The sequence below is a fragment of the Kitasatospora sp. NPDC058406 genome, assembly GCF_042722765.1.
GTDB lineage: Bacteria > Actinomycetota > Actinomycetes > Streptomycetales > Streptomycetaceae > Kitasatospora.
The window spans coordinates 1-19,724 of sequence record NZ_JBHXKE010000116.1 but is presented as its reverse complement, the minus strand read 5'-3'; the positions used below and the strand labels follow the sequence as shown (position 1 = coordinate 19,724).

Below are 19,724 nucleotides of genomic sequence, written 5' to 3'. Positions count from 1 at the left end.
CCGCCCGTGTCGAGCGTCACTCCGGGGTCAGCGGCTCCGGCGCCGACCGCCCCGGGGCCGCTCACCGGTACGCGCCGCACCGGCGCCGGCACGGCCGGCCCTGGCCGCCGCCTTGGCCCGACGGGTCGCCGCCCGCACGCCACCGGGGCTCTCCCCCGCCTTGACCTGGACCACCCGGGTCGAGGTCTCCAGGGTGCCCTCACCGACCGAGATCACCGACCACTCGACCGCGCCCAGCTTGGCCAGGCCGGCCCGCGAGTCCGCCAGCTCCTGCTCGGCGCTGTCGCCCTTGAGCGCCAGCATCTGGCCGTGCGGGCGGAGCAGCGGCAGGCCCCAGCCCGCCAGCCGCTCCAGCGGAGCGACCGCCCGGGCGGTCACCACGTCCACCGCGAGCTTGCCGACCATCTCCTCGGCCCTGCCGCGCAGCACCGTGACGTTCTCCAGGCCCAGCTCACGGACGACCTCCTCCAGGAAGGTGGTCCGGCGCAGCAGCGGCTCCAGCAGCGTCACCGAGACGTCCGGACGGGCGAGCGCCACCGGGATGCCCGGCAGGCCGGCGCCGGAGCCGACGTCGCAGAGCGTCGTCCCGCCCGGCAGCAGCTCGGCGAGGACGGCGCAGTTCAGTACGTGGCGGTCCCAGAGCCGGGGCACCTCCCGCGGGCCGATCAGCCCACGGGTGACGCCCGCACTGGCCAGCAGCTCGGTGTAGCGGACCGCGGCGTCGTACCGCTCGCCGAAGACCTCCCGGGCCACGGCCGGCGGCGCGGGCGGCGCCGCGGGGGCCGGACGATCCCCGGCGGCCGTGCCCTCGGCACCCGGCACTCCGGCACCCGTCTCCGGCCCGCCGGCAGCCGCGCTCTCCGTGTCCATCTCGACCTCTCCGCTCCCCGGATCCACCGACCCGCTCTCCGCACACCGTTTCACGTGAAACATCTTTCGCCGGACCAACGCCCCGCGAAGGGACGACGACCCCGTCCGCGCACGGCGGACGGGGTCGAGTCCTCTGAAGCGTGCCGGCCGCCGAGGCAGCCGGTCGTCGACCTGCCGGTCAGACCGGCAGCACGACCACGCACCGCTGGGGCTCCTCGCCCTCGGACTCGCTGCGCAGACCTGCCGCGGCGACCGCGTCGTGGACGACCTTGCGCTCGAACGGCGTCATGGGACGCAGCTTGACCTGCTCCCCCGAGCCCTTCACCTGCTCCGCGGCCTTGGCCCCGAGCTCGGCCAGCTCCTCGCGCTTGCGGGCCCGGAACCCGGCGATGTCCAGCATCAGGCGGCTGCGCTCGCCGGTCTCCCGGTGGACGGCCAACCGGGTCAGCTCCTGCAGTGCCTCCAGCACCTCGCCGTCCTGGCCGACCAGACGCTGCAGGGAACGGTCGTTGCCTTCGCCGACGATGGAGACCAGGGCGCGATCGCCCTCGACGTCCATGTCGATGTCACCGTCGAGGTCGGCGATGTCGAGCAGACCCTCCAGGTAGTCCGCCGCGATGTCGCCCTCCTGCTCCAGCCGGGCGACGACGTTCTCGTCGGTGCTGGCGACGGCCTCGGCCTCGACGGCGGAGGTGGTGCCTTCCGTCACTGATGGACTCCTTCGGAGATGGGCCCGGGTGGTGGGCCGGTAACGAGGTTCGGGGGACCGCTGGAACAGGCCGGGGCCGGACGGGTCAGGACTTCTTCTTCGGCCGCTGCCCGCCGCCGCCGCGCTTCGGCTGCTGCCGGGCGGGGCCCGACCTGGCGCCGGCGGGCCGGGCCGCGGTCTGCTTGGCAGCGGCCGGCGGCGTGTCCGCCGGGGCGGCGTCCGAGGGCTCCTGCGCCGGCGTCTCCGCGGGGGCGTCCTTGGTGAGGCTGGTCGTCGGGGCAGCGTGCTGGCGCTGCGACTTGGTCTGCTTCCGCGGCTGCTGGCGGCGTACCTGCACCGACTCCTCGACCACGGCGTCGGCGGTCGCGGCGGACTTCTTGGCCGGCAGGAGGCCCCACAGCGGACCGGTGATGACCGAGCCGTCCGGGTTCAGCCGGCCCGCCTTCTTGAGGCGGTCCTGGCGCTCGTCCCAGGCCTTGCTGCCCGGCGTCGGGTTGTTCCGGATGACGATCAGCTGCTGGCCCATCGACCAGACGTTGGTGGTCAGCCAGTAGACGAGCACACCGACGGGGAAGTTGATGCCCATCACGGCGAACATGATCGGGAAGACGTACATCAGCATCTTCTGCTGCTGCATGAACGGCGTCTTGACCGTGAGGTCCATGTTCTTCGTCATCAGCTGGCGCTGGGTGACGAACTGCGACAGCGACATCAGGATGATCATCACTGCGACGACGATCTTGACGCTGACCTCGGGGCTGCCCACGAAGGTGGCCGAGAGCGGGGCACCGAAGATGTGGGCCTGCTGGGCGCTGTTGAGCAGGGTGCCGTCGATGACCCCGATCGGCTTGCCGTCGGCGACCTTGGCGAGCACGCCGTAGAGCGCGGTGAAGAACGGCGCCTGCACGAGGATGGGAAGGCAGCTGGAGAACGGGTTGGTACCCGCCTCCTTGTACAGCTTCATCATCTCTTCGGACTGGCGCTGGCGGTCGTTCTTGTACCGCTCCTGGATGGCCTTCATCTTCGGCTGGATCGCCTGCATGGCCCGGGTCGCCTTGATCTGCTTCACGAAGAGCGGGATCAGGCAGATCCGGATGACGACCACCATCGAGGCGATGGCCAGACCCCAGGCCCAGCCACCGTTCGGATCGAAAACGTGGCTGTACAGCGAGTGGAACTGGACGATGATCCAGGACACCGCTGTGTACAGGGGGTTGAGGAAGGAGAAGGTCACCGGTCAGGCTCCTTGGACATTGGGATTGGCCCCACGGGGCCAATGGTCGCCGGGCCCTCTGGGTCCGGACCGGCGGGGGGCATGATCACCGGCTGGTCTGCGGCGGACCGGCTCTTCAGCAGGTCGCGCAACCGGCGGTGCCATACCGGGTGCCTGCGCGGCGGAACATGGTCGACCCCACCGGGCGTCCACGGATTGCAACGCAGGATGCGCCACGCGGTCAGGCCGCCGCCCTTCACCGCCCCGTGCACCTTCACGGCCTCGTAGCCGTAGTGCGAGCAGGAGGGGTAGTAGCGGCAGACCGGACCGAGCAGTGGGCTGATGGTCCACTGGTAGACCCTGATCAAACCCATCAGCAGGTACTTCATCGCCCTGCTCCCGTCGGCGCCGCAACGGCGTGCTCGGCCTTGAGCAGCCGTTTGAGCGCCGCGTCCAGGTCGCGTTCGAGCTCCTGGTACGAGGCGGACGCGGCTTGGGGCAGCGCACGCACCACTATCAGGCTACCGGCGGGCAGCCGGGACAGACGATCACGCACAAGGTGGCGCAGCCGGCGCTTGACCAGGTTGCGGATGACCGCCGGGCCAACGGCCTTGCTCACGACGAAACCCGCACGCGCCGAAGGGGTCCCCTCGGCGACGTGCGGGTGGGAGTCGCTGGCCCGGTCGGTCCGGCCCCCCTGGGCGTCCTCTCTGGCGAGATGGACGACCAGTAGGGGCCTACCGGCCCGGCGACCGCGTTTGACTGCGGTCGCGAAGTCCTGGCGCCGCCGCAGCCGATTCTCGGAGGGCAGCACAACAGACTCTGGTGCGGATCAGGCGGACAGGCTGGTGCGGCCCTTGCCACGGCGGGCAGCCAGGATGGCGCGGCCGGCGCGGGTACGCATACGCAGCCGGAAGCCGTGGGTCTTGGCGCGACGACGGTTGTTCGGCTGGAAGGTGCGCTTGCTCACTCGGGGGCTCCTGAGGTGAATCGTAGGATGACGGGTAGATCGCTTGGCCGTCACCGTGCGTCCGCGTGATCTCCCCTGATTCGGAAATCCGGCCCATCACCCCAGTTCGGCTGGGGTTCTGGGCAATCCACGGCGCCCGTGCTGCGCGCCTTATGGAGCGGGTGGACCCGCGGACATGCGGCAGCGGCCATCGACAACTCGACCTGGTTACGGTACGCGGGACGGGGCACGAGGGTCAAACCAGCCGCTTGTCCGCGCCCCTCCCGGGGCGTCCGCCCCGCCCTTTGCCCACAGCCTGTGGACAACGACTTGATCCGGCTCTGTTCGCTGACTACCGTTGCAGGACTTGTCTGGTTTGTTCTTCGGTAACGGACCACGATCCACAGATCCTTGATCCACCACCCCTGCTGGAGCCGCGGGGAACCGAGAAAGCGTGCACCAGTGGCTGATGTCAACAGCGACCTCGTCCCTGTCTGGGCAAGGGTCGTCGAGCGGCTGGTCGGCGACCCGGACGTCGGGGAGATGGACAAGCAGTGGGTGCAGCGCACCCAACCGATGTGGATGATGCACGACACCGCCCTGCTGGCGACCCCCAACGAGCGGGCCAAGCAGGTGCTGGAGGGTCGGCTGCTCCCGCAGCTGACCGAGGCCCTCAGCCGCGAGCTCAGCCGTCCGGTCCGGATCGCCGTGATGGTCGACGCCAACGCCGTGGCCCCCTTCCCCGTGCCGGCCGAGCCGCCGGCCTCCGAGCCGTACCCCCCGCAGACCGGCGGCGCCGACTACGGACGGCCCGCGTACGAGCGCCCCTACGAGTCGGACCACGGCCGCGACCAGTACGGCCACGACCAGTACGGCGGCGGCTACCCCGAGCACCCGGCGCCCTCGTACGGCGGCGGGGCCGGGGGCGGGTACGGCGTGCCGTCCCGGCAGCAGGACTGGGACGAGGAGCAGGGGCGCTCCGGCTACCCCGAGCCGTCCCCGGAGTACCGCGAGGACTACCGGGACGACTACCGCCAGGCGGAGTCCCAGCGCCCCTCGCCCCGCCCCGCCGTGCCCGGGCCGCCCTCGACCACGCAGGGCGACCTGTTCGGCGGCGCGTACGGCCCCGGCCCCGGCGAGCACCCGCGGACCGGCTCCGGCCGCCGCGCCCCCACGGGCCGCCCGCCCGGCGGACGCTCGGCGGAGAAGGCCCCGACCGACCGCGGCGCCGAGCGCGCCACCGACCGCCAGGCGGTGCCCGGGGTGCCGGCCCCGCCCGGCGGTCCCCCGGCAGGGGGCTCCCGCAAGGACGAGCCGGCCGCCCGGCTGAACCCCAAGTACCTCTTCGACACCTTCGTCATCGGCGCGAGCAACCGGTTCGCGCACGCGGCCGCGGTGGCCGTCGCCGAGGCTCCGGCCAAGGCGTACAACCCGCTCTTCATCTACGGCGAGTCCGGACTGGGCAAGACCCACCTGCTGCACGCCATCGGGCACTACTCCCGCAGCCTCTTCCCGGGCACCCGGGTGCGCTACGTGTCCTCGGAGGAGTTCACCAACGAGTTCATCAACTCGATCCGGGACGGCAAGGCGGACACCTTCCGCAAGCGGTACCGGGACATGGACATCCTGCTCGTGGACGACGTGCAGTTCCTGGCGAGCAAGGAGTCCACGCAGGAGGAGTTCTTCCACACCTTCAACACCCTGCACAACGCCAACAAGCAGATCGTCCTCTCCTCCGACCGGCCGCCCAAGTTGCTGACCACGCTGGAGGACCGGCTCCGCAACCGCTTCGAGTGGGGGCTGATCACCGACGTCACCCCGCCGGAGCTGGAGACCCGCATCGCGATCCTGCGCAAGAAGGCGATCCAGGAGCAACTGAACGCCCCCGCGGACGTGTTGGAGTTCATCGCGTCCCGGATCACCCGGAACATCCGGGAGTTGGAGGGCGCGTTGATCCGGGTCACCGCCTTCGCCAACCTCAACCGGGCGCCGGTCGACCTGGAGCTGGCCGGCATCGTCCTCAAGGACCTCATCCCGGGCGGCGACGAGGACGCGGGGCCGGAGATCACCGCGCAGGTCATCATGCAGCAGACCGCCGCCTACTTCGGGCTGGGTGTGGACGACCTCTGCGGATCCTCCCGCAGCCGCGTACTGGTGACGGCCCGTCAGATCGCGATGTACCTGTGCCGGGAGCTCACCGACCTCTCGCTGCCGAAGATCGGCGCGCAGTTCGGCGGTCGCGACCACACCACGGTGATGCACGCCGACCGCAAGATCCGGTCGCTGATGGCCGAGCGGCGCTCGATCTACAACCAGGTCACCGAACTCACCAACCGCATCAAGAGCTAGCCGGAGCCGCCGCACGGGCCCGTCCGCCGGGGCGGGCCCGGCAGTGGCAGTGGCGGCCGCAGGTGGCCGGAAAAGGGCGTCAGGAGCGATCCTGACGCCCTTTCGGCATGTTCGAGGTGTGCGCGGGCCTCCGACGGGGCAGGCATGTCCTGCGACGGATGCACCGCCAGTCCACAGCCCGCGCCGAACATCTGACCAGGGATTCGAACACCCCGGGCGCGCAGGGCCGGAATCCACAGGCCGGACCGGGTTCCCGTCGTCCACAGGCCCGGGAGCCGTGAGTTATCCAGAATTCCTCCACAGGCCCGCCACCGCTACGCTCTTCCGCGCAGGTCAGGTGCCTGTGGACTTGTGCACAACCGTTGTCCACAGCCTGTGGACAATTGTCGGCCCGTCAGTAGGCCATCCGGGTTGTCCACCGGTTGTCCCCAGGAGAGCCCCGGTTATCCCCAGGTTGTCCACAGGCGTGTCCACAGTTCGACAACCTTCCGCAGCCGTTCACGCCCAGGTGTGAAAGGCGTCACGAAATGTTGACCGGGGCCCGTGGATAACCGGGCCCGGATCTGGGGACGGAGCTGGGGATAACCTGTGGATACTCAGCGTGCCCTGTGGGTAACGCTCCGCCGTCCACAGCGGGGCCTGCTCGTCCACAGGCCCGGTCCACACCCCCTGTGGACAAAAAACCTGGTCTGACCTGCGCAAACAGGGTTATCCACGGTTTCCACAGGCCCTACTACTACCACTACACCTATAGACCGTTCGATGAGCTCAAAAGTGGGTGGGGCCGAAATCTGTGGACAACCGCTCACCGACATCCGTTCGACTTGCTTCCGCCCGTCTGCCCCGTCTGTCGGTGGAGTACGTCAGACTGTCCTCGGCGACTGGACACGGAGCGGCAGAGCTCGGCGGCCAGGCGGACCGAAGACCAAGATCAGAAGAACCAGACGTGCGAGCGGGAGCGCTCGATCCAGGAGGCGGTTACCGGTGAAGTTCCGGGTGGAGCGTGACGTCCTCGCGGAGGCGGTGGCCTGGGCGGCCCGCAGCCTCCCGGCACGGCCGCCGGTGCCGGTGCTGGCGGGCCTGCTGCTGACGGCACAGGACGGCAGCCTGGCCCTGTCCGGCTTCGACTACGAGGTCTCGGCCCGGGTCGGGCTGGAGGCCGACATCGAGGAGGCCGGCACCGTGCTGGTCTCCGGCCGGCTGCTGAACGACATCTCGCGGAACCTGCCCAACAGGCCCGTGGAGTTCTCCACCGACGGCCAGCGGGTCAGCGTGGTCTGCGGCAGCTCGCGGTTCACCCTCCCCACCCTCCCGGTGGACGAGTACCCCGCCCTGCCCCAGATGCCGACGGCGACCGGCACCGTCTCCGGCGACGTCTTCGCCTCCGCGGTGAGCCAGGCCGCCGTGGCCGCGGGCCGCGACGACACCCTGCCGGTGCTCACCGGTGTGCGGGTCGAGATCGAGGGCGACCGGATCACCCTGGCCGCCACCGACCGCTACCGCTTCGCCGTCCGCGAGCTGCTGTGGAAGCCCGAGCAGTCCGACATCTCCGCGGTCGCCCTGGTGCCGGCGAAGACCCTGCAGGACATCGCCAAGTCCCTGGGCAGCGGCGACACCGTCTCGATCGCCCTCTCCTCCGGCGGCGCCGGCGAGGGTCTGATCGGCTTCGAGGGTGCCGGCCGGCGGACCACGACCCGCCTGCTGGAGGGCGAGTTCCCGAAGTACCGCAGCCTCTTCCCGACCGAGTTCAACGCGATCGCGGCGATCCAGACGCAGCCCTTCCTGGAGGCGCTCAAGCGCGTCTCGCTGGTCGCCGAGCGCAACACCCCGGTCCGGCTGAACTTCGAGGAGGGCGTGCTCACGCTGGAGGCCGGCTCGGGCGACGACGCGCAGGCCACCGAGCGGATCGACGCCTCCCTGGAGGGCGACGCCATCTCGATCGCCTTCAACCCGGGCTACCTGGAGGAGGGCCTCAAGGCCATCGACTCCGCCTACGCCCAGCTGAGCTTCACCACCCCGACCAAGCCCGCGCTGCTCAGCGGCAAGGCCTCGGTGGACGCCGAGGCGGACGAGGCCTACCAGTACCTGATCATGCCGGTCCGCCTCTCCGGCTGACGCCGGGCCGTCACCCACAGCCCTGTGAACAAACCTGTGGAAGTCTCCCCCGGTCGGCCCGACCGCGGGGAGGCCTCCGCGCTTCAGCACGTAGGCTCGGGGAGGCGCGGCAACGGCGCCGCCCGCAGGGACGTCACCACAGGTAAGGATTAGGTCATGGAGCTCGGCCTCATCGGTCTCGGCAAGATGGGCGGCAACATGCGCGAGCGGATCCGCCGCGCCGGCCACACCGTCATCGGCTACGACCGCAACCCCGACATCTCCGACGTCGAGAGCCTTCAGGAGCTGGTCTCCAAGCTCCAGGCCCCGCGCGTCGTCTGGGTCATGGTCCCGGCGGGTGCCGCGACCCAGGCCACCGTGGACGAGCTGGCCGAGCTGCTCTCCCCCGGCGACGTGGTGGTGGACGGCGGGAACTCCCGCTGGACCGACGACGTCAAGCACGCCGAGGCGCTCGCCGCCAAGGAGATCGGCTTCGTCGACTGCGGCGTCTCCGGCGGCGTCTGGGGCCTGGAGAACGGCTACGCGCTGATGTACGGCGGCCAGGCCGAGCACGTCGCGAAGGTCCAGCCCGTCTTCGACGCGCTCAAGCCCGAGGGCGACTTCGGCTCCGTGCACGCGGGTGCGGTCGGCGCCGGCCACTTCGCCAAGATGGTCCACAACGGCATCGAGTACGCGATGATGCAGGCCTTCGCCGAGGGCTGGGAGCTGCTGGAGGCGGCCCCCGAGGTCACCGACGTCCGCGAGGTCTTCCGCAGCTGGCAGGAGGGCACCGTGATCCGCTCCTGGCTGCTGGACCTGGCCGTCCGCGCCCTCGACGACGACGAGCACCTGGCCAAGCTCAAGGGCTGGGCCGCCGACTCCGGCGAGGGCCGCTGGACCGTCGAGGCGGCGATCGACCACGCCGTGCCGCTGCCGGCCATCACCGCGTCGCTGTTCGCCCGCTTCGCCTCCCGCCAGGACGACTCGCCGCAGATGAAGATGATCGCCGCGCTGCGCAACCAGTTCGGCGGCCACGCGGTGGAGTCCAAGTAGTCCCGCAGTCCCCACCCGGGTGGTCCCACCGGGTTCTCCACAGAAGGCGAGCGCAGTCCACAGTCATGCACGTCGCGCATCTGTCGCTCGCCGACTTCCGTTCCTACGCCCGGGCCGAGGTCTCCCTCGACCCGGGCGTGACGGCGTTCGTGGGTCCCAACGGCCAGGGCAAGACCAACCTGGTCGAGGCGGTCGGCTACCTCGCCACCCTCGGCAGCCACCGCGTCGCCACCGACGCCCCGCTGATCAGGCTGGGCGCCGAGCGGGCCGTGGTGCGCGCCTCCGTGGTCGCCGGCACCCGCACCACCCTGGTCGAGCTGGAGATCACCCCCGGCAAGGCCAACCGGGCCCGGATCAACCGCTCGGACAACGTCCGGCCGCGCGACGTGCTGGGCCTGCTGCGCACCGTGCTCTTCGCCCCCGAGGACCTCGCGCTGGTGAAGGGCGACCCCGGTGAGCGACGGCGGTTCCTGGACGAGCTGCTGACCGCCCGCGCTCCCCGGCTGGCCGGCGTCCGGCAGGACTACGAGCGGGTGCTCAAGCAACGCAACGCCCTGCTGAAGACCGCCGCGATGGCCCGCCGGGCCGGCGGCGGCAAGGGCGCCGACCTCTCCACCCTGGAGGTCTGGGACGGTCACCTGGCCCGGTCCGGCGCCGAGCTGACCGCCTTCCGGATCCAGCTGGTGGCCGCCCTCCAGCCGCTGGTCACGGCCGCCTACGGGCAGCTGGCACCGGGTGGCGGCGAGACGGTCCTGGAGTACCGCAGCTCCTTCGAGGGCGAACTGCCCGGCAGTCGCGAGCAGGCCGAGGAACAGCTGCTCCAGGCCCTGCGGACGGTCCGCAAGCAGGAGGTCGAGCGGGGGATCACCCTGGTCGGCCCGCACCGGGACGAGCTGGTGCTCAGACTCGGTCCGCTGCCCGCCAAGGGCTACGCCAGCCACGGCGAGTCCTGGTCGTTCGCGCTGGCGCTCCGGCTGGCCTCGTACGAACTGCTGCGCGCCGACGGCGGTGAGCCGGTGCTCGTCCTCGACGACGTCTTCGCCGAGCTGGACGCCTCCCGCCGCGACCGGCTGGCCGAACTGGTGGCCGGCGGCGAGCAGGTGCTCGTCACCGCCGCCGTCGCCGAGGACGTGCCGAAGGCGCTGGCCGGGGTCCGGTTCTCGGTCGCCGACGGAGCGGTCCAGCGCGTCACCGGCTGAGCTCCGGCACCGTTTCCCCACCCGATCCCCCCACCCGCAGCGGTCGGGGGCGCCCCGAGGACCCCTCCCGCTCCCGTACGCTGGACGGCTGACCGTTGTCCACAGGCTGGGGATAGGAGATCGCCGTGAGCGAGCCGGCGCAGGACTCCCCGCAGCAGGGCGGCGCCGAGCTGACCGGCGCCGATCTGGCCCGGTCGGCGCTGCGGGCGGCCCGGGCGCAGGCCCGCCAGCGCGGCGAGCAGGTCCGCGAGAAGCGCGAGGCGAAGCGGCACGGTCTGCGCAGCGGGGCCCGCTCGGACGGCCGTGACCCGGTGCCGCTGGGGGCGGCACTGAACCGGCTGCTGACCGAGCGCGGCTGGGAGTCCTCGGCGGCCGTCGGCGGCGTGATGGGCCGGTGGCCGCAGATCGTCGGCCCGGACATCGCCGCGCACTGCACCCCCACGTCCTACGACGACGAGGCCGCGGTTCTCACCGTGCAGTGCGACTCCACCGCATGGGCGACCCAACTCCGATGGCTGGCAAGGCAGTTGGTGGCCCGTCTGAATCACGAGCTGGGTCACGGCACGGTCCGGACCATCAAGGTGCTGGGTCCGGCCGCCCCGGTCCGCGGTTACGGCCGGCTGCGCGCTCCGGGCAGCAAGGGGCCGGGCGACACCTGGGGCTGACCCCGGCCGGCCCGGGGCCGAGCGGACTCGGATCTTCCGGAACCCCTGACGGCCCTTCCAGGCGCTCTCAGCCCCCGGGGCGAGTATCGGGACATGTGCAGAGGGGATTCAGGGCGGCGTATCTGCCCTCAGAGGCTGCCAAACGCCCATCTCTGTCAGTCGTACCGGTAGACTGAGAGCCAAACACTGTTGCTAGTGGCAACCGAGTCGAAACGCCGTGGTCGCACGCCCGCCCGCACGGGGTGGGGATGCGGCCCGAGCTGTGCCAGAGAGGGCGCTTCGTGGCCGATTCCGGCAACCCCAGCCAGACCCCAGACCAGACCGACCAGGCTTCCTACACCGGCAGCAACATCCAGGTGCTGGAGGGCCTCGACGCCGTCCGCAAGCGTCCCGGCATGTACATCGGCTCGACCGGTGAGCGCGGCCTGCACCACCTGGTGCAGGAGGTCGTGGACAACTCCGTCGACGAGGCGATGGCCGGGTACGCGGACACCATCGACGTCATGCTCCTCGCCGACGGCGCGGTCCGGGTGGTCGACAACGGCCGGGGTATCCCGGTGGACATCGTCCCCGGGCAGGAGAAGCCGGCCGTCGAGGTCGTGCTCACCGTCCTGCACGCGGGCGGCAAGTTCGGCGGCGGCGGCTACGCGGTCTCCGGCGGTCTGCACGGCGTCGGCGTCTCCGTGGTGAACGCGCTCTCCACCCGGCTCGCGGTGGAGATCGACCGGGACGGCCACCGCTGGACCCAGGACTACAAGATGGGCGCCCCGACCGCGGCGCTGGTCAAGGGCGAGGCCACCGACCGGACCGGCACGACGGTCACCTTCTGGGCCGACCCGGACATCTTCGAGACCACGGTCTACTCCTTCGAGACGCTCTCCCGGCGCTTCCAGGAGATGGCGTTCCTCAACAAGGGCCTGACCATCTCGCTCACCGACGAGCGCCCCGAGCACGTCGACGAGGAGGGCAAGCCGCTCTCCGTCACCTACAAGTACGACGGCGGCATCGCCGACTTCGTCGCCCACCTCAACTCCCGCAAGGGCGACGTGATCCACCCCTCGGTGATCGACTTCGAGGCGGAGGACAAGGACAAGACGATCTCGGTGGAGATCGCCATGCAGTGGAACTCCTCGTACACCGAGGGGGTCTACTCCTTCGCCAACACCATCCACACCCACGGCGGCGGCACCCACGAGGAGGGCTTCCGCGCGGCGCTGACCGGCCTGGTCAACCGCTACGCGCGGGACAAGAAGCTGCTCCGGGAGAAGGACGACAACCTCTCCGGCGAGGACATCCGCGAGGGCCTGACCGCGATCATCTCGGTCAAGCTCGGCGAGCCGCAGTTCGAGGGCCAGACCAAGGACAAGCTGGGCAACACCGAGGCGAAGACCTTCGTTCAGAAGGTGGTCCACGAGCACCTCAACGACTGGCTGGACCGCAACCCCAACGAGGCTTCGGACATCATCCGCAAGTCCATCCAGGCCGCCACCGCGCGCGTCGCCGCCCGCAAGGCGCGCGACCTCACGCGCCGCAAGGGCCTGCTGGAGTCCGCCTCGCTGCCCGGCAAGCTGAGCGACTGCCAGTCCAAGGACCCGTCCGAGTGCGAGATCTTCATCGTCGAGGGTGACTCCGCCGGCGGCTCGGCCAAGCAGGGCCGCGACCCGCGGATCCAGGCCATCCTGCCGATCCGCGGCAAGATCCTGAACGTCGAGAAGGCCCGGATCGACAAGGTGCTGCAGAACACCGAGGTCCAGGCGCTGATCTCGGCCTTCGGCTGCGGCATCCAGGAGGACTACGACGAGTCCAAGCTCCGGTACCACAAGATCGTTCTGATGGCCGACGCCGACGTCGACGGTCAGCACATCCGGACGCTGCTGCTCACCCTGCTGTTCCGCTTCATGCGGCCGCTGGTCGAGTCCGGCTACGTGTACCTGGCGATGCCCCCGCTGTACAAGATCAAGTGGGGCAAGGACGACTTCGAGTATGTCTACTCCGACCGCGAGCGCGACGCCGTGATCGCGGCGGGCGTGGCCGCCGGCCGCCGCCTGCCGAAGGACGACGCGATCCAGCGGTTCAAGGGTCTCGGCGAGATGAACGCCGAGGAGCTCCGGATCACCACCATGGACCAGGCCCACCGCCTGCTCCTCCAGGTCACCCTGGAGGACGCAGCCCGTGCCGACGAGTTGTTCTCCGTCCTGATGGGCGAGGACGTCGAGGCCCGCCGCTCCTTCATCCAGCGCAACGCCAAGGACGTCCGCTTCCTGGACGTGTGACGCCTGCACCCAGGCCCCGCACGTATCCAGTCCGCGTGAAAGGAAACTGACCACCAGTGGTCGACGACAACCGTCCCGAAGGCGAGCAGCCCGAGACCCCCGAGGTCGCCTCCGCGATCACCCTGCGGATCGAGCCGGTCGAGCTCGAGACCGAGATGCAGCGCTCGTACCTCGACTACGCGATGAGCGTCATCGTGAGCCGAGCGCTGCCCGAGGTGCGCGACGGCCTCAAGCCGGTGCACCGCCGCGTGCTCTACGCGATGTACGACGGCGGGTACCGCCCCGAGAAGGGCTACTACAAGTGCGCCCGCGTCGTCGGCGACGTCATGGGCAACTACCACCCGCACGGCGACACCTCGATCTACGACACCGTGGTCCGCCTGGCCCAGCCGTGGTCGCTGCGGATGCCGCTGGTGGACGGCAACGGCAACTTCGGCTCCCCGGGCAACGACCCGGCCGCGGCCATGCGCTACACCGAGTGCAAGATGATGCCGCTGGCCATGGAGATGATGCGCGACATCGACGAGGAGACCGTCGACTTCGCCTCCAACTACGACGGCCGCTCGCAGGAGCCGACCGTCCTGCCCGCGCGCATCCCCAACCTGCTGGTCAACGGCGCCACCGGCATCGCGGTCGGCATGGCCACCAACATCCCGCCGCACAACCTGCGCGAGGTGGCCTCCGGCGCACTCTGGGCGCTGGAGCACCCGGAGGCTTCCAACGAGGAGCTGCTGGAAGCGCTGATGGAGCGGATCAAGGGCCCGGACTTCCCGACCGGTGCCCTGATCGTCGGCCGCCGCGGGATCGAGGAGGCGCACCGCACCGGTCGCGGCTCGATCACCATGCGCGCCGTGGTCGAGGTCGAGGAGATCCAGGGCCGCCAGTGCCTGGTGATCACCGAGCTGCCCTACCAGGTCAACCCGGACAACCTCGCCCTGAAGATCGCCGACCTGGTCAAGGACGGCAGGGTCGCCGGCATCGCCGACGTCCGCGACGAGTCCTCCTCGCGCACCGGCCAGCGCCTGGTGGTCGTGCTCAAGCGCGACGCCGTCGCCAAGGTCGTGCTGAACAACCTCTACAAGCACACCGACCTGCAGACCAACTTCGGCGCCAACATGCTGGCCCTGGTCGACGGCGTGCCGCGCACGCTCTCGCTCGACGCCTTCATCCGGCACTGGGTCAACCACCAGGTCGAGGTCATCGTCCGGCGCACCACCTTCCGGCTGCGCAAGGCCGAGGAGCGCGCGCACATCCTGCGCGCCCTGCTCAAGGCCCTGGACATGATCGACGAGGTGATCGCGCTCATCCGCGCCTCGGAGAGCGCCGACGCCGCCCGCAGCGGTCTGATGGCCCTGCTCGACATCGACGAGCTCCAGGCCAACGCGATCCTGGAGATGCAGCTCCGCCGGCTGGCCGCCCTGGAGCGCCGCCGGATCATGGACGAGCACGACGAGCTGCAGCGCAAGATCGACGAGTACAACGCGATCCTGGCCTCGCCGACCCGTCAGCGCGAGATCATCTCGGAGGAGCTCACCGCGATCGTCGAGAAGTACGGCGACGAGCGGCGTTCGACCCTCATCCCGTCCGACGGCGACCTCTCCATCGAGGACCTCATCGCCGAGGAGGACATCGTCGTCACGATCACCCGTGGCGGCTACGTCAAGCGGACCCGCTCCGACCTCTACCGCTCGCAGAAGCGCGGCGGCAAGGGCGTCCGCGGTGCCCAGCTGAAGCAGGACGACCTCGTCGACCACTTCTTCGTGACGACGACCCACAACTGGATCCTGTTCTTCACCAACAAGGGCCGGGTCTACCGCGCCAAGGGCTACGAGCTGCCGGACGCCGGGCGCGACGCCCGCGGCCAGCACGTGGCCAACCTGCTGGCCTTCCAGCCGGACGAGCAGATCGCCCAGGTGATGGCCGTCCGGACCTACGAGGACAAGCCGTACCTGGTCCTCGCCACCCGGGCCGGCCTGGTGAAGAAGACGCTGCTGAAGGACTACGACTCCCCGCGCTCCGGCGGCCTGATCGCGATCAACCTGCGGCAGGACGAGGAGGGCCGGGACGACGAGCTGATCGGCGCCGAGCTGGTCTCCGCCGAGGACGACCTGCTGCTGGTCTCCAAGAAGGCCCAGTCGATCCGCTTCACCGCGACCGACGACGCGCTCCGGTCCACCGGGCGCGCCACGTCCGGCGTCAAGGGCATGGCCTTCCGCGAGGACGACGAACTGCTCTCGATGAACGTGGTCCGGCCGGGGACGTACGTCTTCACCGCCACCGACGGCGGGTACGCCAAGCGGACGGGCGTGGACGAGTACCGTGTCCAGGGACGTGGCGGCTACGGCACCAAGGCGGCGAAGATCGTCGAGGGCCGGGGCTCGCTGGTCGGCGCGCTGGTCGTCGACGAGAGCGACGAGATCATGGCGATCACACTGTCCGGTGGAGTGATCCGCACAAGGGTTTCCGAGGTTCGTGAAACCGGACGTGACACCATGGGCGTCCAACTGATCAACCTCGGAAAGCGCGACGCGGTGGTGGGCATGGCCCGCAACGCGGAAGCGGAGGCCGAGGACGATGAGTCGGCGGAGGACGAGGTGGCGGCCATCGAGTCCACCGAGGTGGCCGAAGGTACGGAGACGGCGCCGGGCGGGGAGACCGCCGAGGCCTGACCTCGTACCGTGTCGGCCGGTACCGACGCGCCCGTGAGACGGCGCGTGGGGACCGGCCGGCCGACCAGTACCGGGCAATCCCGCCGGGCGCTGGATGACGAGTGACGACGCAGGGCGGTGTCGCCGCCCTGGTGGGAAGTGCGGGAGGACCAGTGAGTGGAGCCACGGGTGCTGCGGGAGGAGCCACCGGCGGCCGTCCGGGCGCAGCACAGGGCGGCGGGGGCTACGGGGTGCCGCAGCCGCCGGCCGAACACCCCTCCGCGTCCACCTCGCTGATGCCCCCGGTCGGCGCGGCGGGACAGGGCGGGGCGACCTACGGCGGCCAGCAGGCCCCGCCGCCCCCGCCGGGCGCTCCGGCGGGAGGGTCGGGGTTCTCGCAGCCGACCACCTACGCCAAGGGGCAGCCGACCCCGCCCCGGGGCACCCGGGTCGGCGGCGGCAACACGCCGCCCGGCGGGACGCCCGCCGCGGGCCCCCGCCGACCCGCCGCTCCGGCGGCGGCGCCGGTCGGCGGCCTGGGCGGCCGGACCAGGAAGGCCCGGTTGCGCGTGACCAAGGCCGACCCGTGGTCGGTGATGAAGGTCAGCTTCCTGCTGTCGCTGGCGGTCGGGATCATCATCATCGTGGCCGCGGCCGTGCTGTGGATGACGCTGGACTCGCTCGGCGTCTTCGACTCGCTGGCCAAGACCCTGAAGGACATCACGGCCTCGGAGAACAACGGCGGCGGCCTGAACCTGATGGACTACGTCGGCTTCGGCAAGGTGATGACCTTCACCTCGCTGATCGCCGTGGTCGACGTGGTGCTGCTGACCGCACTGTCCACGCTCTCCGCGTTCATCTACAACGCGGCGGCCGGCTTCACCGGCGGCATCGAGCTGACCCTCGCCGAGGAGGACTGACCCTCCGGGAGTGATCCCGGGTCAGCTGCCGCCGCACGGACGGATCTTCGTCCGCGGACGGAAATGAACGGGCCCCGCAGGCTGTTGCAGCCTGCGGGGCCCGTCGGCATCCGGGTGACAGCCGGTCCCCGCGGCGTGCCGTCCGAATCGGCCTCCGTCGCGGTGGGCTTAGCTGGACGCGCTCGTTCCGAGTTCCGACCGCCACAGGCCTCCCCGGTCCCACCGGCCGGGTCCGGTACGGCTGCGCAGGTACGGCAGGACGGAGGCGCACGATGGCGGAGCTCGCACGGCGACTGGTCGAGGCCCTGGACGGGCTGCTCGGGGTCTCGGTACCGCTGCGGATCCAGGCATGGGACGGCAGCGTCGCGGGGCCGCCGGGGGCGCCCACGCTGGTCCTTCGCAACCGCCGGGCGCTGCGCCACCTGCTCTGGCAGCCCGGCGAACTGGGCCTGGTCCGCGCCTACGTCTCGGGGGACCTGGAGGTCGCCCCCGGCACCGACCTCTACGAGGTGCTGCGCGACGTCGCCCACTTCGTCGAGCGCCCCGAGATCCGCCGGCTGCGGTTCGGCCCGGCCGAGGTCGTGGGCGTCAAGGGCCGCCGGGCGGCGGGCGCCCTGTTGCGGGCCGGCGCGCTGGGGCCCCGCCCCGTGCCGCCGCCGGAGGAGGCCCGCCCGGCGGGACGGCTGCACAGCCGGAGCCGGGACCGGGCGTCGATCAGCCACCACTACGACGTCGGCAACGACTTCTACGCGCTGGTCCTGGGCCCGTCGCTGGTGTACTCCTGCGCGTACTGGGAGCCCGCCGCCAGGAGCCTGGAGGCGGCCCAGGAGGCGAAGCTGGACCTCATCTGCCGCAAGCTCGGCCTGCGGCCGGGGATGCGGCTGCTGGACGTCGGCTCCGGCTGGGGCTCGCTGGTGCTGCACGCGGCCCGGCACTACGGCGTGACGGCGGTCGGCGTCTCCATCTCCGCCGAACAGGTCGCGCTGGCCCGGCAGCGGGTCGAGGAGGCCGGTCTGGCCGACCGGGTGGAGATCCGTCTCCAGGACTACCGGGAGATCCCGGACGGCCCGTTCGACGCGATCTCCAGCGTCGGGATGGCCGAGCACGTCGGCGCCGCGCAGTACCGCGCCTACGCCGAGGGCCTCTACCGGCTGCTGGTGCCCGGCGGCCGGCTCCTCAACCACCAGATCGCCCGCCGCCCCGACGTCCCCGGCGAGCCGTACCGTCCGAGCCCGTTCATCGACCGCTACGTCTTCCCCGACGGCGAGCTCTCCCCGGTCGGTCCCACGGTCTCCCTGCTGGAGGAGGCCGGCTTCGAGGTGCGCGACGTCGAGTCGCTGCGCGAGCACTACGGGCTGACCCTGCGTGAGTGGGTGGCCAACCTGGAGGCGCACTGGACGGAGGCGGTCCGGCTGGTCGGCCGGGGCCGCGCGCGGGTCTGGCGGTTGTACATGGCGGCCTCCGCGCTGGCCTTCGAGGAGAACCGGATCGGCGTCAACCAGATCCTCGCCGTCCGCACGACCGCCGGCGGTTCGGCCGGCCTGGCGGCCACCCGCGAGGAGTGGCTGCGCTCCTCCGGTACCGCCCCCCACCAGCCCGTCCCGGGAACCCCTGCCGCTGCCCCGGGTGAATCGGATTTGGGGGATCGGCGATCGGTCCGCTAATCTTTCAGTGCGGCAAGGGGCTATAGCTCAGACGGTTAGAGCGCTTCCCTGATAAGGAAGAGGCCACAGGTTCAAGTCCTGTTAGCCCCACCACCGCGAAGGGCCCGGAGCATCGCTCCGGGCCCTTCGGCGTTCTCGTGCTCCGGAGGTGGAACCGCGGGCGCCGTCCGGGGGTTGTACGGGTGAGGACCGCCCGTCGGCGGGCGGCACCCGGTGGAGAGACGGTGGCGTGATGGCGGTGTTCTGGGCGATGAGCATCCCCGGCCTGGTCTGCGCCCTGGCGGCGCTGGCCTTCGTCGACCAGTTGGCGCTGAAGGCGCGGAAGTCGCGTCTGGTGCCCTGGCGGGGGACGGGTCGCGAGGGGCAGATCTCGGCGACCGGCTTCGAGCAGCTGCACGCGCAGTTCGCGGCCGGCAAGCAGCACCAGCTGGACGAACGGCAGAGCTCGCTGATGCTGCGCGACGAGGAGGGCGAGGGTGCGCCGCCCCGGACCAGGGTGGATCTGGCGGCCGGTGTGGCGGTCGTGGTGCCCCCCTCCCGTGGGCAGGAACCGTGACGGCTTCGAGGGGGCTCCAGGGGGGCTCTGCGGGGGTTCGGGGCCGGGCCGACCGTACGACAGGAGGTGTGGCGTCAATCCTCCGACCGGACGGGTCGGTTGGAGCAGCGGTGGCTGGTCACGATTGGGACACCGGTGTGTATCATCGGCCGCAAGGGCAGTCTGCCAACCCGACCGCCCTTTCGTGCTCGTAAGGAATCATGGACTCGTCGGCCCGATCGAACCCGGTCGGTGCACGGCTACTGAGTCCGCCAACGCAAGAAGGACGAGGTCCCGCGGTGAAGAAGCTTCTCCTGGTCGCCCTGGTCGCCCTCGGCGGCTTCTTTGTCTACCGTCAGGTCCAGGCGGACCGCGCCGAGCAGGACCTGTGGACCGAGGCCACCGACCCGGTCCCGGCCGGTCGCTGAGGACGCCGACGATCTGACGATCGACGATCTTCGGGGGCGTCGCACGGCGCCTCCCGGTCCGGGGGGGGGGGGGCGGGGGGCCCGCCCCCCCCGGCGGTAACCACCCCCCCCGCCCGGGGGGGGGGGGCCGGGGGGGGGGGGGGGGCCCGGCCCCG

At 71.0% G+C, this 19,724-nt stretch carries 17 protein-coding genes and 1 tRNA gene; 12 read left to right on the top strand and 6 right to left on the bottom strand.

Annotated features, from left to right (window positions below; genetic code table 11):
- Positions 1-27: 27 nt before the first annotated feature.
- The 6 genes from rsmG to rpmH form a co-directional block, all read right to left on the bottom strand.
- The gene (gene rsmG / locus ACFWOG_RS22780) at positions 28-870 is read right to left on the bottom strand and encodes a 16S rRNA (guanine(527)-N(7))-methyltransferase RsmG (RefSeq protein ID WP_329884808.1); all 843 of its coding nucleotides are present in this window, start codon (positions 868-870) and stop codon (positions 28-30) included.
- Between the two features lie 178 nt (positions 871-1,048).
- A complete protein-coding gene (locus ACFWOG_RS22775) occupies positions 1,049-1,579 on the bottom strand; it encodes a R3H domain-containing nucleic acid-binding protein (RefSeq protein WP_329884807.1) in 531 nt (176 codons plus the stop codon).
- An 85-nt stretch (positions 1,580-1,664) separates the two neighbouring features.
- On the bottom strand, positions 1,665-2,813 hold the full coding sequence (yidC, locus tag ACFWOG_RS22770) for a membrane protein insertase YidC (RefSeq protein WP_380360626.1): 1,149 nt from the start codon (positions 2,811-2,813) through the stop codon (positions 1,665-1,667).
- The gene (yidD, locus tag ACFWOG_RS22765) at positions 2,810-3,181 is read right to left on the bottom strand and encodes a membrane protein insertion efficiency factor YidD (RefSeq protein ID WP_329884805.1); all 372 of its coding nucleotides are present in this window, start codon (positions 3,179-3,181) and stop codon (positions 2,810-2,812) included. The genes yidC and yidD overlap by 4 nt, the downstream gene beginning before the upstream one ends.
- On the bottom strand, positions 3,178-3,606 hold the full coding sequence (rnpA, locus tag ACFWOG_RS22760) for a ribonuclease P protein component (protein WP_329884804.1): 429 nt from the start codon (positions 3,604-3,606) through the stop codon (positions 3,178-3,180). Before rnpA ends, yidD begins: the two co-directional genes overlap by 4 nt.
- Before the next feature lie 18 nt (positions 3,607-3,624).
- Positions 3,625-3,762 carry a 50S ribosomal protein L34 gene (rpmH, locus tag ACFWOG_RS22755; protein ID WP_030392420.1) on the bottom strand — a complete coding sequence of 46 codons (138 nt, stop codon included), beginning with the start codon at positions 3,760-3,762 and terminating at the stop codon, positions 3,625-3,627.
- A gap of 441 nt (positions 3,763-4,203) precedes the next feature.
- On the opposite strand from rpmH, the gene dnaA reads away from it, so the two are divergent.
- The 12 genes from dnaA to ACFWOG_RS22695 all read left to right on the top strand — a co-directional run bounded on the left by dnaA (position 4,204) and on the right by ACFWOG_RS22695 (position 19,569).
- The gene (gene dnaA, locus ACFWOG_RS22750; RefSeq protein ID WP_380360623.1) at positions 4,204-6,090 is read left to right on the top strand and encodes a chromosomal replication initiator protein DnaA; all 1,887 of its coding nucleotides are present in this window, start codon (positions 4,204-4,206) and stop codon (positions 6,088-6,090) included.
- Between the two features lie 984 nt (positions 6,091-7,074).
- Entirely contained in the window at positions 7,075-8,205 is a 1,131-nt protein-coding gene (gene dnaN / locus ACFWOG_RS22745; RefSeq protein WP_329884802.1) for a DNA polymerase III subunit beta, read from the top strand.
- A 156-nt stretch (positions 8,206-8,361) separates the two neighbouring features.
- Entirely contained in the window at positions 8,362-9,237 is an 876-nt protein-coding gene (gnd, locus tag ACFWOG_RS22740) for a phosphogluconate dehydrogenase (NAD(+)-dependent, decarboxylating) (protein WP_329949605.1), read from the top strand.
- A 65-nt stretch (positions 9,238-9,302) separates the two neighbouring features.
- Positions 9,303-10,436 (top strand): DNA replication/repair protein RecF, encoded by a 1,134-nt coding sequence (gene recF / locus ACFWOG_RS22735; RefSeq protein ID WP_329884800.1) that lies wholly within the window; start codon positions 9,303-9,305, stop codon positions 10,434-10,436.
- Positions 10,437-10,561: 125 nt separating this feature from the next.
- A complete protein-coding gene (locus ACFWOG_RS22730; RefSeq protein ID WP_329884799.1) occupies positions 10,562-11,101 on the top strand; it encodes a DciA family protein in 540 nt (179 codons plus the stop codon).
- A gap of 248 nt (positions 11,102-11,349) precedes the next feature.
- On the top strand, positions 11,350-13,374 hold the full coding sequence (gene gyrB, locus ACFWOG_RS22725; RefSeq protein ID WP_329884798.1) for a DNA topoisomerase (ATP-hydrolyzing) subunit B: 2,025 nt from the start codon (positions 11,350-11,352) through the stop codon (positions 13,372-13,374).
- A gap of 56 nt (positions 13,375-13,430) precedes the next feature.
- Positions 13,431-16,043 carry a DNA gyrase subunit A gene (gyrA, locus tag ACFWOG_RS22720; RefSeq protein WP_329884797.1) on the top strand — a complete coding sequence of 871 codons (2,613 nt, stop codon included), beginning with the start codon at positions 13,431-13,433 and terminating at the stop codon, positions 16,041-16,043.
- A 152-nt stretch (positions 16,044-16,195) separates the two neighbouring features.
- A complete protein-coding gene (locus ACFWOG_RS22715; RefSeq protein ID WP_329884796.1) occupies positions 16,196-16,942 on the top strand; it encodes a DUF3566 domain-containing protein in 747 nt (248 codons plus the stop codon).
- Between the two features lie 272 nt (positions 16,943-17,214).
- Positions 17,215-18,606, top strand: coding sequence for a cyclopropane-fatty-acyl-phospholipid synthase family protein (locus ACFWOG_RS22710; RefSeq protein ID WP_329949607.1), 1,392 nt, complete (start codon positions 17,215-17,217; stop codon positions 18,604-18,606).
- A 16-nt stretch (positions 18,607-18,622) separates the two neighbouring features.
- Positions 18,623-18,699 (top strand) — tRNA-Ile (locus ACFWOG_RS22705).
- Positions 18,700-18,838: 139 nt separating this feature from the next.
- Positions 18,839-19,162: a DUF6191 domain-containing protein gene (locus tag ACFWOG_RS22700; RefSeq protein ID WP_329949608.1), complete on the top strand. Its 324-nt coding sequence runs from the start codon at positions 18,839-18,841 to the stop codon at positions 19,160-19,162.
- Between the two features lie 278 nt (positions 19,163-19,440).
- The gene (locus ACFWOG_RS22695; RefSeq protein WP_014137031.1) at positions 19,441-19,569 is read left to right on the top strand and encodes a DLW-39 family protein; all 129 of its coding nucleotides are present in this window, start codon (positions 19,441-19,443) and stop codon (positions 19,567-19,569) included.
- Positions 19,570-19,724 lie beyond the last annotated feature (155 nt).

Bases quoted from the DNA above. Each gene is read 5' to 3' on its own strand.
- rsmG (WP_329884808.1), bottom strand. From the start codon at position 870: ATGGACACGGAGAGCGCGGCTGCCGGCGGGCCGGAGACGGGTGCCGGA.
- yidD (WP_329884805.1), bottom strand. From the start codon at position 3,181: ATGAAGTACCTGCTGATGGGTTTGATCAGGGTCTACCAGTGGACCATC.
- gnd (WP_329949605.1), top strand. From the start codon at position 8,362: ATGGAGCTCGGCCTCATCGGTCTCGGCAAGATGGGCGGCAACATGCGC.
- recF (WP_329884800.1), top strand. From the start codon at position 9,303: ATGCACGTCGCGCATCTGTCGCTCGCCGACTTCCGTTCCTACGCCCGG.
- gyrB (WP_329884798.1), top strand. From the start codon at position 11,350: ATGCGGCCCGAGCTGTGCCAGAGAGGGCGCTTCGTGGCCGATTCCGGC.
- ACFWOG_RS22710 (WP_329949607.1), top strand. From the start codon at position 17,215: ATGGCGGAGCTCGCACGGCGACTGGTCGAGGCCCTGGACGGGCTGCTC.
- ACFWOG_RS22700 (WP_329949608.1), top strand. From the start codon at position 18,839: ATGGCGGTGTTCTGGGCGATGAGCATCCCCGGCCTGGTCTGCGCCCTG.